General features: G+C 60.2%; 16 protein-coding genes and 1 pseudogene. 10 read left to right on the top strand and 7 right to left on the bottom strand.

Annotated elements, in window-relative coordinates:
• Window positions 1-75: 75 nt before the first annotated feature.
• Window positions 76-933 (bottom strand): DegV family protein, encoded by an 858-nt coding sequence (locus ACXPUX_RS01270; RefSeq protein ID WP_458829435.1) that lies wholly within the window; start codon window positions 931-933, stop codon window positions 76-78.
• 200 nt (window positions 934-1,133) lie between these two features.
• Between ACXPUX_RS01270 and ACXPUX_RS01265 the strand changes: the two genes are divergently transcribed.
• From ACXPUX_RS01265 to ACXPUX_RS01250, 4 genes are all read left to right on the top strand, one after another.
• The gene (locus ACXPUX_RS01265; protein ID WP_458829433.1) at window positions 1,134-1,523 is read left to right on the top strand and encodes a lysostaphin resistance A-like protein; all 390 of its coding nucleotides are present in this window, start codon (window positions 1,134-1,136) and stop codon (window positions 1,521-1,523) included.
• Between the two features lie 13 nt (window positions 1,524-1,536).
• Window positions 1,537-2,037 (top strand): nucleoside deaminase, encoded by a 501-nt coding sequence (locus ACXPUX_RS01260; RefSeq protein ID WP_044959752.1) that lies wholly within the window; start codon window positions 1,537-1,539, stop codon window positions 2,035-2,037.
• A gap of 240 nt (window positions 2,038-2,277) precedes the next feature.
• Window positions 2,278-3,279 carry an elongation factor P 5-aminopentanone reductase gene (ymfI, locus tag ACXPUX_RS01255; protein ID WP_458829430.1) on the top strand — a complete coding sequence of 334 codons (1,002 nt, stop codon included), beginning with the start codon at window positions 2,278-2,280 and terminating at the stop codon, window positions 3,277-3,279.
• A 51-nt stretch (window positions 3,280-3,330) separates the two neighbouring features.
• On the top strand, window positions 3,331-4,704 hold the full coding sequence (locus tag ACXPUX_RS01250; RefSeq protein ID WP_458829428.1) for a sigma-70 family RNA polymerase sigma factor: 1,374 nt from the start codon (window positions 3,331-3,333) through the stop codon (window positions 4,702-4,704).
• Window positions 4,705-4,919: 215 nt separating this feature from the next.
• Here the strand turns inward: ACXPUX_RS01250 and ACXPUX_RS01245 are convergent, their stop codons facing one another.
• Window positions 4,920-5,270, bottom strand: coding sequence for a type II toxin-antitoxin system PemK/MazF family toxin (locus ACXPUX_RS01245; RefSeq protein WP_005921241.1), 351 nt, complete (start codon window positions 5,268-5,270; stop codon window positions 4,920-4,922).
• A 276-nt stretch (window positions 5,271-5,546) separates the two neighbouring features.
• Window positions 5,547-5,816 (bottom strand): annotated as a pseudogene (locus tag ACXPUX_RS01240) (4'-phosphopantetheinyl transferase superfamily protein); the annotation flags it as partial.
• A gap of 164 nt (window positions 5,817-5,980) precedes the next feature.
• Here ACXPUX_RS01240 and ACXPUX_RS01235 point away from each other — a divergent pair.
• A complete protein-coding gene (locus tag ACXPUX_RS01235) occupies window positions 5,981-6,226 on the top strand; it encodes an IreB family regulatory phosphoprotein (protein ID WP_005921243.1) in 246 nt (81 codons plus the stop codon).
• 58 nt (window positions 6,227-6,284) lie between these two features.
• Here ACXPUX_RS01235 and ACXPUX_RS01230 read toward each other — a convergent pair whose 3' ends face one another.
• Together ACXPUX_RS01230 and cysK are read right to left on the bottom strand one after the other, a co-directional pair.
• On the bottom strand, window positions 6,285-7,235 hold the full coding sequence (locus ACXPUX_RS01230; protein ID WP_458829426.1) for a tRNA dihydrouridine synthase: 951 nt from the start codon (window positions 7,233-7,235) through the stop codon (window positions 6,285-6,287).
• 438 nt (window positions 7,236-7,673) lie between these two features.
• Window positions 7,674-8,606, bottom strand: coding sequence for a cysteine synthase A (gene cysK, locus ACXPUX_RS01225; RefSeq protein WP_005922795.1), 933 nt, complete (start codon window positions 8,604-8,606; stop codon window positions 7,674-7,676).
• Between the two features lie 236 nt (window positions 8,607-8,842).
• On the opposite strand from cysK, the gene ACXPUX_RS01220 reads away from it, so the two are divergent.
• From ACXPUX_RS01220 to ACXPUX_RS01205, 4 genes are all read left to right on the top strand, one after another.
• Window positions 8,843-9,274: an RrF2 family transcriptional regulator gene (locus ACXPUX_RS01220; RefSeq protein WP_113992640.1), complete on the top strand. Its 432-nt coding sequence runs from the start codon at window positions 8,843-8,845 to the stop codon at window positions 9,272-9,274.
• A gap of 207 nt (window positions 9,275-9,481) precedes the next feature.
• The gene (locus tag ACXPUX_RS01215; RefSeq protein ID WP_458831126.1) at window positions 9,482-9,841 is read left to right on the top strand and encodes a CidA/LrgA family protein; all 360 of its coding nucleotides are present in this window, start codon (window positions 9,482-9,484) and stop codon (window positions 9,839-9,841) included.
• The gene (locus tag ACXPUX_RS01210; RefSeq protein WP_458829423.1) at window positions 9,834-10,541 is read left to right on the top strand and encodes an LrgB family protein; all 708 of its coding nucleotides are present in this window, start codon (window positions 9,834-9,836) and stop codon (window positions 10,539-10,541) included. Before ACXPUX_RS01215 ends, ACXPUX_RS01210 begins: the two co-directional genes overlap by 8 nt.
• 102 nt (window positions 10,542-10,643) lie before the next feature.
• A complete protein-coding gene (locus ACXPUX_RS01205; protein WP_458829421.1) occupies window positions 10,644-10,829 on the top strand; it encodes a hypothetical protein in 186 nt (61 codons plus the stop codon).
• On the opposite strand, the gene ACXPUX_RS01200 is transcribed toward ACXPUX_RS01205, so the two are convergent.
• On the bottom strand, window positions 10,819-11,046 hold the full coding sequence (locus ACXPUX_RS01200) for a heavy-metal-associated domain-containing protein (RefSeq protein WP_458829419.1): 228 nt from the start codon (window positions 11,044-11,046) through the stop codon (window positions 10,819-10,821). The genes ACXPUX_RS01205 and ACXPUX_RS01200 overlap by 11 nt on opposite strands.
• Window positions 11,047-11,072: 26 nt before the next feature.
• Window positions 11,073-11,930, bottom strand: a complete 858-nt coding sequence (locus ACXPUX_RS01195) for a helix-turn-helix transcriptional regulator (RefSeq protein WP_458829417.1) — start codon at window positions 11,928-11,930, stop codon at window positions 11,073-11,075.
• 186 nt (window positions 11,931-12,116) lie between these two features.
• Here ACXPUX_RS01195 and ACXPUX_RS01190 point away from each other — a divergent pair, with 186 nt between their 5' ends.
• Window positions 12,117-14,378, top strand: coding sequence for a glycogen/starch/alpha-glucan phosphorylase (locus tag ACXPUX_RS01190; RefSeq protein ID WP_458829415.1), 2,262 nt, complete (start codon window positions 12,117-12,119; stop codon window positions 14,376-14,378).
• Window positions 14,379-14,425: the final 47 nt, after the last annotated feature.

Here is a 14,425-nt window from a genome sequence, read left to right as displayed (position 1 = left end):
CGGTATGACATTTTCACGGATAAAAAACAAGTCGGGCAGCCAGCGGGCTGTCCGACTTGTTTTTACTAATAGGTTTTATTCCAGCGCCAGCTCTTTATCAAAGAACGCGATGCCGAAGGCACCGGGGCCGGTGTGGGTGCCGATGACGCAGCCGATCTGGCGCACCAGCGGTGCGTCCAGATGCAGGTTGTCCTGCAGGTAGGTCAGCAGCGGCTGCAGCTCCCGGGGGTTGACGGTGTAGCCCAGCAGCGGGGTGTAGTCCGGGTGGATGCCGCCCATCTCGTCGATCTTTTTGAACAGTGCCACATACACGCCGGGCAGACCGCGTGCCTTACCGGCCAGTGCCACCTTGCCCTCTATGACGGCGAGGATGGGCTTAATGCCCAGCATACCGCCCGCCACAGCGGCGGCGGCAGACAGTCTGCCGCCCTTGCGCAGGTACTTCAGATCGTCCACAGCGGCTACCAGATGCAGGTGCTGCTTGGCTTTTTCCAGATCGGCAGCGATCTGGGTGATGGTTTTGCCGGCGTCCCGCAGCTGCACCGCCAGACGCACCAGCAAAGACTGTCCCAGACAGACGTTCTCGGTGTTCACGAATACCACATTGTCCACGTTGGCAAGGTCGGCAGCAATTTTTGCGCACTGACCGGTGCCGGACAGCGCATCGGACAAAAAGATGCCCAGCACCTCGTCCCCGGCGGCAGCGGCATCCAGATACAGCCGCTCGAACTGCTCCGGGCTGGGCTGGCTGGTGGTGGGCAGCTTGCGGCAGGCTGCCAGATGGGTATAGTATTCGCTGGGGGTCATGTCGATGCCGTCCCGCAGGACAGTGCCGTCCTCCAGCGTCACGTTCAGGGGGATCACGGTCACGCCCAGCTGCTGCGCCTCGGCGGGCAGGATGTCGCACGCGGAATCGGTGAGGATACGGATCATAATAATACCTCCGGTCTACCGGTAAAATACAGTATACACAACTTTTTCGTCAAAAAGGTTGGAAATTATTATACCACCATGTAGGGCAATGTGTCAATATTTTGCATAAATTTGCCGCGACAGAACGCCGAAACCTTGCACACCCGGCGGCAGATATGGTACTATAACCGGGAACGAACCATAGCAGGAGGAGACCGACCATGCACAAGCTGAACCCCCGCACCGCCGCACTGCTGTCAGCCTTTGGCTGGGCGGTGGGGTATCTGCTGGCGGGCAAGGCGCTGGCGGTGCTGCTGCCCGCGCCGCCCGGCGGCGCAGCGCGGCTTTTCCGGGTCTGCCTGCTGGCTCCGCTGGCAGAGGAAGGGATGTTCCGGGGTGCGGTGCAGCGCCGGGCGCAGCCGCTGGGCAGGGGACAGGCCATTCTGCTGCAGGCGGTGCTGTTTGCCTTGCAGCACGGCAGCGTCGCCGCCATGGCCTATGCGCTGGTGTGCGGGCTGGGGTTGGGGTGGCTTGCCGACCGCACCGGGCATCTCTGGCCGGGGATGCTGCTGCACAGCGCAAACAACCTGCTGGTGCTGGCGATGGGATGAGAGGATGGGATACATGACCGATTTTGAACTGATGGGTCTTGCGCTGGAAGAAGCCGCCAAAGCCGCCGCCTTGGGCGAGGTGCCGGTGGGCGCTGTGGTGGCGCGGCACGGCGAGGTGGTGGCTACGGCGCACAACACCCGGGAGACCGAGAAAAACGCTTTGCACCACGCGGAGCTGCTGGCCATTGATGCCGCCTGCAAGGCGCTGGGCGGCTGGCGGCTGTGGGAGTGCGAGCTGTTCGTCACCTTAGAGCCCTGCCCCATGTGCGCGGGCGGCATCATCAACAGCCGCTTGCGCCGGGTGGTGTACGGCGCTGCCGATACCAAGGCCGGGTGCTGCGGCTCGGTGACCGACCTGTTTGCGCTGCCCTTCAACCACCATCCGGTGGTGGAAAAGGGGCTGCGGGAGGCCGAGGCGCAGCAGCTTTTGCAGGCGTTTTTTGTTTCCCTGCGGGAAAAGCGGGCGGGCAGACCCCGCTGGAAGCCCCCAGTGCCCGAAAACAGGGGAAAATAAGGAAAAATAGTGGGAACTGCGTAAAAAATTGCAGTTCCCACTTTCTTTTTGGGCTGGATTGTGGTATATTATTCAATGGAATCTTGTCGAAACCCATCATAAGTACAGGCAGGCACGCCAAAGCACCGGACCTTTGCCGGACATACGAACGGAACGCTGCACTGTCTGGGGATGGGCACAGGGTTTTTCCGGCTGGGGCACTGCGCCCGGCCGAGAATACCGAACAGGAGGGATACACTCTTGTACGAGGACGAGTTTGAACTGACCTTTCAGGTACCGGAGGAAGAGCCTGCGCCGGAGCCCCTTGCCGCACCGGCTGCAAAACCGGCTGCGCCGGTGGAGCCGGTGGTGGACGAACCCACCCGCATCATGACGCTGGAAAAACCGGCAGCGCCTGCGGTGGACGAGCCCACCCGGGTGATCACGCTGGAAAAGCCCGCAGAGCCGCCTGCACCGGAGCCGCCCGCAGAGCCTGCGCCGGAGCCTGTAAAAGAACAGCCTGCCCCTGCCGCACCCGCTGCGGTGCGCCGGGTGCTGATCTCCGGCGGCGACCGGGGCATCGGTGCTGCCGCTGCCCGCGCCTTTGCGGTAGCAGGGTATCAGGTGGCGGTGCTCTACCACCAGAATGCCGCTGCCGCCGCTGCGCTGGAGCAGCAGCTGCCCGGGTGCATCGCCATCCAGTGCGATGTAGCCAGCCGCGCCAGCTGTGAACTGGCGTTCCATGCAGTGGAGCAGGCCATGGGCAGGGTGGATGTGCTGGTGTGCAACGCCGGTATCGCGCAGCAGAAGCTGTTTACCGACATCACCCCGGAGGAATGGCAGCGGATGCTGGACGTGAACCTGAGCGGCGCGTTCCACCTGTGCCAGCTGGCACTGCCCGGCATGATCCGCCGCAAGCAGGGCCGCATCCTGACCGTGAGCAGTATGTGGGGCCAGACCGGCGGCAGCTGCGAGGTGCACTATTCCGCCGCGAAAGCCGGGCTCATCGGCCTGACCAAGGCACTGGCCAAGGAAGAAGGCCCCAGCGGCATCACGGTGAACTGCGTAGCGCCGGGGGTCATTGAGACCGATATGATGGCGGCCTTTACCGCCGAGGACAAGGCGGCGCTGGCCGAGGAGACCCCTGTGGGTCGGCTGGGCACCCCGGAAGAAGTTGCAAAGCTGCTGGTCTTTCTGGCCGGCGAGGATGCCGGATACATTACCGGACAGGTGTTTGGGGTGAACGGCGGCCTTGTGATCTGATGCACAGGGCGATATTACAGAATTTTCCCCGGAGTGGGAAGGAGAGAAAAAATGGGCATGACTTTGAAGGAACTGTTGACTAAGGGCGAGGGCACCCTCTCTGCACAGGAGGCCAAGGCGCTGGCGGCACAATGCCGCATGGATGTAGACACCCTCTACACCCTGCTGGAAGAGCGCGGCATCAAGATCCTGGAGGAAGAGAACGAGCCGAGTCTGGACGTGGACAGCATCATTGCTGAGGTGGAGAACGCCGAGAACAACAACGATGACATGGGCCTTGCCGATGAGAACGAAGAGGATGCCGAGGAGAACCCGGCAGACCTGAAGGCTGCCATGGACGAGCTGCTGGACGACCCGGTGAAGAACTACCTCAAGCAGATCGGTCAGATCCCGCTGCTGAGCGCCGAGCAGGAGGTGGAGCTGAGCCGCCGCATCCATGCCGGTGCCGAGGCTGCGCACATTTTGCAGGCAGACCGCCAGAAATACGGTGCGCCGGAGTACATCAAGAAGAACAGCGCCCGCTTCTCCTTTGAGGAGGACGAGAACAGCCGCAGCTACACCGAGGATCTGGACGAGGACGGCGAAAAGTCTGCCGAGGATGCCGAGGAGAAGGCAGACGAGGAAAAGGCCATGGAAGCCGTGGAGAACGGCACCCTGAGCGAGGAGCGCCGTCAGGAGCTGCTCAAGACCCGCCGCGATGGCCTGAACGCCCGCCGCAGCCTGAGCGAAGCGAACCTGCGTCTGGTGGTGTCCATCGCCAAGAAGCATGTTGGCCATAATCTGGCCTTTCTTGACCTCATTCAGGAGGGCAACATCGGCCTGATCAAGGCTGCCGAGAAGTTCGACTGCGACCGCGGCTTCCGCTTCTCCACCTACGCTACCTGGTGGATCCGTCAGGCCATCACCCGCGCTATTGCGGATCAGGCCCGTACCATCCGCATCCCGGTGCACATGGTGGAGACCATCAACCGGATGCGTCAGGCTACCAACCAGCTGGTGTACCAGAACGGTCACGAGCCCACCCCGGAGGAGCTGGCAAAGGCCATGGACATGAGCGTGGAGCGCGTGCGCGAGATCCAGCGCATGGCACAGGAGCCCGCCAGCTTGGAAAGCCCCGTGGGTGAGGAAGAGGATTCCTCTCTGGGTGATTTCGTCGCCGACGAAAACGCCGAAGCACCCGGCAAGGCAGCCGACCGCGCCATGGTGGCACAGCAGATCAATCTGGCACTCAAGAGCCTGACCCCCCGCGAGGAAAAGGTCATCCGCCTGCGCTTTGGTCTGGATGATGGCCGTCCCCGCACGCTGGAGGAGGTCGGCCGCGACTTCGGCGTCACCCGTGAGCGTGTGCGCCAGATCGAAGCCAAGGCTATCCGAAAGCTGCACAGCCGCAAGTGCCTGACCCTGCTCAATGGTCTGATCGAGTAATAATGTATTTTGGGATAGCAGAACACCCGCGTGGGTTCTGCTATCCCTTTTTTCATAGGGCATAGAGAGAAGCTGCAAATGCCGTTTTCCTCTACGACTCCTCCCGTGAAAAAGGGGTTCTGAAAAGCCCGCAGGCTTTTCAGAACCCCAAATTAAAAAATCTTTTTTCCGCTGATGATGCGCAGAGCACAGCGGAGCGCATTCCAAATCGTTTTTCAGTACGAGCTCAGCCCAAGGCTTACGTCCAGCGCCTGATCCACCCGCTTCTGGTCGGCGGCAGTGATCTGCCCGGCGCGCTCCCGCAGGCGGTGCTTATCCAGCGTGCGGATCTGCTCCAGCAGCACTACGCTGTCCTTGGCAAGGCCGGTGTCTGCCGCCCGGATGTTGATATGGGTGGGCAGGCGGGTCTTGTCCAGCCGGGATGTAATGGCTGCCGCGATTACCGTGGGGCTGTGCCGGTTGCCGATCTCGTTCTGTACGATCAGCACCGGGCGCACACCGCCCTGCTCCGAGCCCACCACCGGCGAAAGATCGGCGTAGAAAACTTCTCCTCTGTGTACCTCCATGGAATCTCCCTCCTGTTTGTCTGGAGGATGTGCCCCGCTATGTGATGCGTCCGGCGCATCCTGTCTGCTCTCAGTATGCGCAGACCGGGTGCGGCTTATGCAGTGCGGGGGCGATATTCCATTGTATGCACAAAGGGCGGTCAGCTTTCCTCTTCCAGCGTGCAGAAGGCCAGCGCCATGCCGCCCTCGTGGCTCAGGGAGAGCCGCGCGCAGCCGGTGCTGTGCCACCCATGCGGCGGTCTGTCCGCTGAACCGGTAGGCTGGGGCACCGTTCTCCTGCCGGACGGCTTCGATCTCCCGCAGGGAAAAAGGCTCCCGCAGGCCGGTGCCCGCCGCCTTGAGAAAGGCCTCCTTGGCGGCAAAATCTGCGGCGGCGCTGGCAAGGCGGTGGGCGTTCAGCGGCGCAGGGGAGGCTTCACAAAGGCCCAGCGCCGCCTGCTCGGCCGGGCCGTATACCCGGCGCACAAAGGCCGCCGCGTGGGCAGAGGAAAGGCTTTTTTCCAGATGGGAAAGGCTGCACAGGTCGCAGCCGATGCCGTAAAGCATACAAAGGCTCCTTTCGCGGGCAGAATGCCGCCCGGACATCGTTCATCTTGCCGGAACAATGCTGGAAATTTTGTGCAGGATGTGCAAATCCGGCGTAATTATCTTGAAGTTTCGGCGCATTTCGTGTACAATGGGACTAGTTTCAACCGAAGGGGGTGTATTGCGTGGGAGACGCAACCGCGATTTTCTCCATCCACGATAAAAAGGACTATGAGATCCACGAGATCGTACAACAGGTGTACGATGCTTTGAAGGAAAAAGGCTATAATCCGGTCAATCAGCTGGTGGGCTACATTTTGTCCGAAGACCCTACCTACATTACGACCTATAAGAATGCCCGTGCCATGATCCGCAAGGTGGATCGTGACGATCTGCTGCAAGCCATGCTGCGCAGCTACCTTAACGTGTAATACGGTCCTTTTCAGCTCCGCTGTCTTGCAAGACGGCGGGCTTTTTTTCGTGACCATTTTAATCGTTTTCCACCAGCGGCAGGGTGAAGATCTGGTTCACCACCACCTCATACTCCCACGGCTCCCGCAGCTTTTTCAGCTGTTTTTCCAGCTTTTCTGCCCCGGCAAAGCAGTGGATGAGGTAGAACCAGTGCCCTTTCATCCGGCTGATGGCGCAGCCCGCGCTGCCGAACAGTTCGGTGTAGCCGTGGTACAGGTCGGTCAGGTAGCCCCGCAGCTCCTCCTTGGTGGCGGGTGCACCGCCCCGCGCCCTGCGGAAGAGTGCAGGGTCTGCGATGAGCCCGCGACCCACCATGATACCGGACAGGGTGGGAAACTCTTCTTCCAGCGCGTGGAGCTGGGCGGCAGTGGTCACATCGCCGTTATAGCACACCGGCATGGTGCACCGGGGCAGCGCAGCCGCAAAGGCGGCGCGGTCGGCCTGTCCGCGGTATTGCTGCCGCATCACCCGGGGGTGGATGGTCAGCTCCGAGATAGGGTAGCGGCTGTAAATTTCCAGAATGGCGGAAAACTCCTCCGGTTTCTCCGCGCCCAGCCGGGTCTTGACCGAGACAGGCCCCTCGGCATGGGAGAATACACCGTCCAGAAAGGCGTCTACCTTGGCCGGGTCCCGCAGCATCCCGGAGCCCTTGCCCTTGGCGGTCACCGTCCCGGCGGGGCAGCCCAGATTCAGGTTCACCTCGGTATAGCCCAGCGCCCGCAGCTGCTCGATCATCCACGCAGCCAGTTCGCCGTCCTTCGCCAGCAATTGCGGGATGACCGGTGCACCCGGGTTTGCCGCCGGGGCAAGCTCTGCCATCTTCTTTTTAATGAGCACCCGGTTCTCCGGCGGAGAGATAAACGGCGCATAATAGCGGTCGGCAGCGCCTTGTGCGCCGAACCATTTCTGATGGGTCTGCCGCCAGACCCGGTCCGTGAAGCCCTCCATGGGGGCAGCATAATAAAGCATGGGCGTTTCTCCAAACGTTTTTGTTACCGGTATTGTAGCATAAAATCGAGTGAGGGGAAAGGGGGCACGCCCTCTCAGGCGCTCCCGCGCCAGATTCCCCCTTTTGCCACCTGTGGTGACATCTTCCCCCGGAGCGGGGGAAGTCTTTCCTCTCAGGGGGAGCCAAGATTTAAAGCCCGTTGCTAAAGTATTAGGCATAATGAGGAAGCTTCCGGCAGTGCTCTTGGCTCTCCCTTTGGGAGAGCTGTCACCGTAGGTGACTGAGAGGGCGCACGCCGTTAGCCCTGTCGCTAAAGCTTCAGGTGCAATAAGAAACCTTCCCGCTACCGCAAAAAGCTCCCCCTTCGGGGGAGCTGGCATCGCGCAGCGATGACTGAGGGGGTATAAAAAACTCCCGCCCTGCGGGGTGCAGAGCGGGAGAGGAGAGTTTTTGGGAAATTATTCAGCAAACAGCGGGGTGGACAGGTAGCGGTCGCCGGTATCGGGCAGCAGAACAACAATGTTCTTGCCTGCATTCTCCGGGCGCTTTGCCAGCTGGATGGCGGCCCAGACGGCAGCACCGGAGGAGATGCCCACCAGCACGCCTTCCTTGTGGCCGATCAGACGGCCGGTGGCGAAAGCGTCGTCGTTCTCCACGGCGATGATCTCGTCATAGACGGTGGTGTCCAGCACGTCCGGCACAAAGCCGGCGCCGATGCCCTGGATCTTATGTGCACCGGCAGTGCCCTTGCTCAGCACAGGGGAGGAGGCGGGCTCAACAGCCACCACCTTGACATCGGGATTCTTGCTCTTGAGGTACTTGCCTACGCCGGTCACGGTGCCGCCGGTGCCAACGCCTGCCACAAAGATATCCACCTTACCATCGGTGTCCTCCCAGATCTCGGGGCCGGTGGTCTCGATGTGTGCCTGCGGGTTGGCGGGGTTCACGAACTGGCCGGGGATAAAGGAATTGGGGATCTCCTTTGCCAGCTCGTCGGCCTTCGCAATGGCACCCTTCATGCCCTTGGCACCCTCGCTGAGCACCAGCTCGGCACCGTAGGCCTTCATCAGCTGGCGGCGCTCCACGCTCATGGTCTCGGGCATCACGATGATGATGCGGTAGCCCTTGGCGGCTGCCACAGCAGCCAGACCGATGCCGGTGTTGCCGGAGGTGGGCTCGATGATGACGGAGCCTTCCTTCAGCAGACCCTTGGCCTCGGCATCGTCGATCATCTTCTTGGCAATGCGATCCTTCACAGAACCGGCGGGGTTGAAGTACTCCAGCTTGGCAATAACGTGGGCGGGCAGCTGCTCTTCCTTCTCGATATGGCTGAGCTCCAGCAGCGGGGTGTGACCGATCAACTGATCTGCGGCGGTATAGATCTTGCTCATAATACTTGTCCCTCTTTCTGATATCGTTACGGGGTGTGTAGCCCTGTCTTGTGCCGGGGTGCCCGGCTGTGATTCCCTCTAAACCTTTAAACCAACATTGTTTGTGGGTTTGATGGCATTATAGCCCTGTTTTCTCTGCTTGTCAAGGGGTTTTTGAAAAAATGTGGGATTGAAAAGTGATTTACCCTGTTGTATAATGGGTTATAATAAAATTTAACCGGAAGGAAGTACGGATCATGATCGTTTCGACCAAAGGACGCTATGCGCTGCGGGTGATGATCGACCTCGCGGAGCATCAGTCTGAAAAATATGTTCCCTTAAAGGAAGTAGCCACCCGGCAGGAGATCTCGGAAAAGTATCTGGAGAATATCCTCAAGGTGCTGGTGCAGAACGGCTTTCTGGAGGGGCTGCGCGGCAAGGGCGGCGGCTACCGGCTGACCCGCAGCCCGGATCAGTACACGGTAAGCGAGATCCTGATGCTCACCGAGGGCAGTCTTGCCCCGGTAAGCTGCCTGACCCCCGGCGCTTCTGCCTGCGCCCGGATGGCCAACTGCCGTACCTACGAGATGTGGAAGGGGCTCAATGATTTGATCTCGGACTATTTCGGCAAGATCACGCTGGCAGATCTTGCCCTGCCGGATCAGGCCGGCAACGATTATGTGATCTGAACCTTGCGCACCGGAACTGCACCGGTGCGTTTTTGTACAGTTCTGCGCAAAAGGTGCAGAACTTCTTGGCAAGATTTACGGTTGATGGGACGGGCAGTCTGCGGTATACTTTTACCTTGTGTGAGACAGAAAATTCCGGGCAAAAAGCCCGTTGTCTGTTCGTTATAAAACCATAAGACCAGAAAGGGGAGTTCTGACACGAAGTATATTTTTCAGTTCGGGCGCATTCTCGCGTTCTGTTTTCTGGGCGAGGTGCTGCACGCGGTGCTGCCGCTGCCGGTACCTGCCAGTGTGTACGGCTTGGTGCTGCTGCTGGCAGCCCTGACCGCCGGGGTCGTAAAGCTGGAGCAGGTCAAGGAGACCGGCACCTACCTGACCGGTATCTTTCCGCTGCTGTTCGTGCCCGCCGCTGCGGGCATCATGGAGCTGTGGGCAGAGATGGGACAGCTGCTGCTGCCCATCCTGATCGCCATTCTGCCGGTGACGGTGCTGGTGATGGTGGCTGCAGGCCGCACCACGCAGGCGCTGACTGCCCGCAATAAAAAGGAGGAGACCGACCATGACTGAGCTGCTGAACGACTTTCTGACCGGCTCGGCAGCGTGGGGCGTGCTGCTTACGCTGGCAGCCTTTGGGCTGGGTGTGCTCATCAATAAGGTGACCGGCAAGGCCATCTTTAACCCGCTGCTGCTGGGCAGTATTTTTGTCATCATTTTTCTGTCGGTGTGCAATATCCCCTACGGGGACTACAAAACCAGCGCCGCGCCGGTAAGCTACCTGCTGCTGCCCGCCACGGTGGCGCTGGCCATCCCGCTGTATGAAAAGCTGGATCTGCTCAAAAAGAACGCGCCCGCCATCATCGCGGGCATCTCGGTGGGTACGCTGGTCAGTCTGGGCAGCGCTTTTGCGCTGGCGCTGGCAATGGACCTGACCCAGGAGCAGTACGCCACCCTGCTGCCGAAGTCCGTGACCACCGCCATCAGCATGGACGTGGCCGCAGAGCTGGGCGGCATTGCCGCCCTGACCGGTGCCATCGTCATCGTCACCGGCATCGTGGGTGCACTGCTGGCCGAGACGGTGTGCAAGCTGTTCCACATCACCGACCCCATCGCCAAGGGCGTGGGCATCGGCACGGCAGCCCATGCCGTGGGCACCAGCAAGGCGCTGCAGATGGGCGAGGTGGAAGGCGCCATGAGCGGCCTTTCCATCGCCGTAGCCGGTGTGCTGACCGCCGTGCTCTGCCCGGTGTTCGTGGGCTTTGTCCACTAAAGCCGAGTGCAAATCTAAAGATACAGAAACACCCCCGGCAACCGCAACGGCTGCCGGGGGTGTTTCTCTGTGGGTGGAAACAAAAAAGAGGTGAAAAGAAGAATGGTTGGTAGAGATCCGTTTTATGCGGCCTTTGCCGGGGCAAAGACCACGGCCTTCTTCTGCCGCGCCTGCATGGAGCGGACGATGCAGCTGAGGGATGATGTTGCGGTGGGCCTGCGGCAGAATGATGTACAGCAGCACCTCGGCAGTCAGCCAGCAGCGGCGGGGGGACATATCACTTTTTGAAAAAGGAGAACAGCCCCTTCTTTTCATACGGTGCGCTGTGGATGGTGCCCACATGGTATCCGGTGGCTTCGATGGCGGCGCGGAGCGCGTTTTCGTCCAGCGGCTCCTTGGAAAGGATCACGGTCTTGCCCTTAGAATGAGAGGACGAGACCTTCTCCACAGGGAACGCACTGCGCACGGCGTCATTGATATGGGCTTCGCACATGGAACACGCCATACAGCCGCAGCTGTCAAGCGCTTTGCTTATTTTTTCCGGTAGTCCCGCGGGGTCATGCCGAAATGCGCCTTGAACGCCCGGTTAAAATAGGAAAGGTTTTCAAACCCGCACCGGGAGGCGATGGTCAGCACGGTCTCGTCCGTGGTTTGCAGCGCTTCGGCTGCGGTGTTCAGCCGGTACTCGTTCAGAAAGGCGACAAAGCTCTGTCCGGTCATCTGCCGGAACCAGCGCATAAAATGGCTGGCGCTGAAGGAGCAGACCCCGGCGGCATCGGCTACCCGGAGCGGCTCGGCATAATGTGCCGAGAGCCATTGCAGTACGGTTTTCAGCCGCTGGGTGTCGGCAGTTTCGGTGGGGAGACACTGCCTGCCCTGCGCAATGAGCAGGGCAAGAAAGCGCAGCAGCGCTCCTTTTACCAGCAGCTCGTAGCCGGGGCGCTTGGCGCGGTTGGCATCCTCCAGCTCCCGCAGGCAGGCGGCGGCTTGCAGATAGCACAAATCGTTCGGGGTCAGACGCACCGGCAGCGACAGCCGACCGCTTTGCAGCGGCAGCAGATATTTCTCGGCGCAAAGATCCTCTGCGCCGCCCAGAAGCTCCGGCTCAAAGATGATATTTTCGTATTCCATGCGCTGCCCCTCTGCCTGCCGCAGCGCGTGGAGCGTGCCAGGGGCAAAAAGGAAGATATCCCCCCGGTAAGCCGGGTAGGTCACAGCGCCCACCTGTACCAGCCCCATGCCCTGCTTGACAAAGACCAGCTCCATGCTCTCGTGCCAGTGGAGTGCCACCTGCTGAAAATCTCCCGGAATGGTGCAGGGGTACAGATTGAACGGAAAGCGCACGGCACCGTGCTGTTTTGTCTCCTGCAAAGAAGCCCGATTTTGCATCGTCTCACCCCCTGATGATAGGATTGTACCATAGTTTGCACTGTTTAGGCAAGATTTTGAAGGTTCTATGTGGTATATCTTGAGGTACAGATGTCAAACCTGTTTTCCGTAAGGTGTATCTGAAAACAAAGAAATAGACTGAATTTTCGAATTTTCAGATATACCCTAGCAAAGGAGGATGCTTTTATGAGCTTTACCGAAACGTTACAGAGTATCACCGGCAAGCTGCTGGCAGACTGCACCGATCAGGAGCTGTATCTGGCACTGCTGGAACTTGTACGGCAGAAGAGCGCCGACCGCGTGCAGCCGGTCACCGGGCGTAAGCTGTACTATATCAGCGCCGAATTTCTCATTGGCAAGCTGCTGTCCAACAACCTCATCAATCTGGGGCTGTACGATGAAGCCCGGTCTGCACTGGCTGCTGCCGGAAAGCGCCTTTCCGATATTGAAGAGGTAGAGCCGGAGCCTTCTCTGGGCAACGGCGGCTTGGGGCGTCTGGCTGCCTGCTTCCTCGACTCTCTGGCAACGCTGAACCTGCCCGGCGACGGCGTGGGTCTGCGGTACCACTTCGGTCTGTTCCACCAGTCCTTTGAGGACGGCGTGCAGAACGAAAAGCCCGACCCGTGGCTGACTGCCCACAGCTGGGCAGAAAAGACCGACACCACCTACCCGGTGGAGCTGGCGGGCAAGGAGTACACCGCCCGGCTGTACAAGCTGGCGGTCACCGGCTACGAGGGACGCACCAACACCCTGAACCTGTTCGATCTGGATACCATCGATGAGAGCATCGTCCATGACGGCATTGCCTTCGACAAGACCGCTATTGATAAGAACCTGACCCTCTTCCTCTACCCGGACGATTCCGATGAGGCTGGCCGCCGTCTGCGGGTGTACCAGCAGTACCTGATGGTCTCCGCCGGTGCGCAGCTCATTCTGGCCGAGTGCGCCGCCCGGGGCTGCAACTTCCATGATCTGGCAGACTACGCCGCCATCCAGATCAACGACACCCACCCCAGCATGGTCATCCCGGAGCTCATTCGTCTGCTGGGCGCGCGCGGCATCGAATTTGAGGAGGCTGTGGAGATCGTTACCAAGACCTGCGCCTACACCAACCACACCATTCTGGCCGAAGCACTGGAAAAGTGGCCCCGGGCCTATCTGGATGCCGTGGTGCCCCAGCTGATGCCCATTATTGAAAAGCTGGACGCACTGGCACGCACCCGCACCCAGGACGAGAGCCTTGCCATCATCGACAAGGACGAGCGGGTGCACATGGCACACATGGACATCCACTTCACCCACTCCACCAACGGTGTAGCGGCGCTGCATACCGAGATCCTGAAAAATTCCGAGCTGCACGGCTTCTATGAGCTGTACCCGGAAAAGTTCAACAACAAGACCAACGGCATCACCTTCCGCCGCTGGCTGCTGGAGTGCGACCCGCGCCTGACCGCCACGCTGGAAAAGCACATCGGCTCCGGTTTCCGTAAGGACGCCGCCGAGCTGGAAAAGCTGCTGACCTTTGCCGACGACGAAACGGTGCTCAGCGAGCTGACCGCCGTGAAAAAGGCCAACAAGGAAGCGCTGGCCGACTGGCTGCTGCACACCCAGAAGGTGAGCGTGAACACCGATGCAGTGTTCGATATCCAGTCCAAGCGCCTGCATGAGTATAAGCGCCAGCAGCTCAACCTGCTGTACCTCATCCACCAGTACTATGAGATCAAGGCCGGGCATCTGCCTGCCGTGCCGCTGGTGAGCATCTTCGGCGCCAAGGCCGCGCCTGCGTATACCATTGCCAAGGACATCATCCATGCGCTGCTGACTCTCTCCAAAGTCATTGCTGCCGACCCGGTGGTGTCCAAGTGGCTGCAGGTGGTGTTCGTGGAAAACTACAATGTCACCGCCGCTGAAAAGCTCATCCCGGCCTGCGACCTGTCCGAGCAGATCAGCCTTGCTTCCAAGGAAGCCTCCGGCACCGGCAACATGAAGTTTATGCTGAACGGCGCGCTGACGCTGGGCACCATGGACGGTGCCAACGTGGAGATCAGCCAGCAGGTGGGCGAGGAGAACATCTATATCTTCGGCCAGACCTCCGATCAGGTCATCCACCGCTACGCCGTAGGCGACTACGACCCCGCCCAGTGGGTGGAGGGCGATGCCAACATCCGCCGCGCCATCAGCTTCCTCACCGGGCCGGAGATGCTGGCCGCCGGCCATGCCGAAAACCTGACCCGCCTGCACGATGAACTGATCCATAAAGACTGGTTCCAGACCCTGCCGGACTTCAACGCCTACGTTGTGCGCAAGGGACAGGCGCTCAGCGATTACGCCTGCGACCCCATGGGCTGGCGGCGCAAGTGCCTTGTGAACATTGCCAAGGCGGGCATGTTCTCCTCTGACCGCACCATTGCCGAGTACGACCGCGACATCTGGCATCTGGGCAAATAATCTTTTTTGAACCTGCGTTTCTCCTTTATTTTCTCATAGGCTGCTGC

The sequence above is a fragment of the Faecalibacterium sp. PGM34 genome (assembly GCF_054456555.1).
Note: the sequence above shows the minus strand (reverse complement) of the source record. Positions and strands in the feature narration are given on the sequence as shown.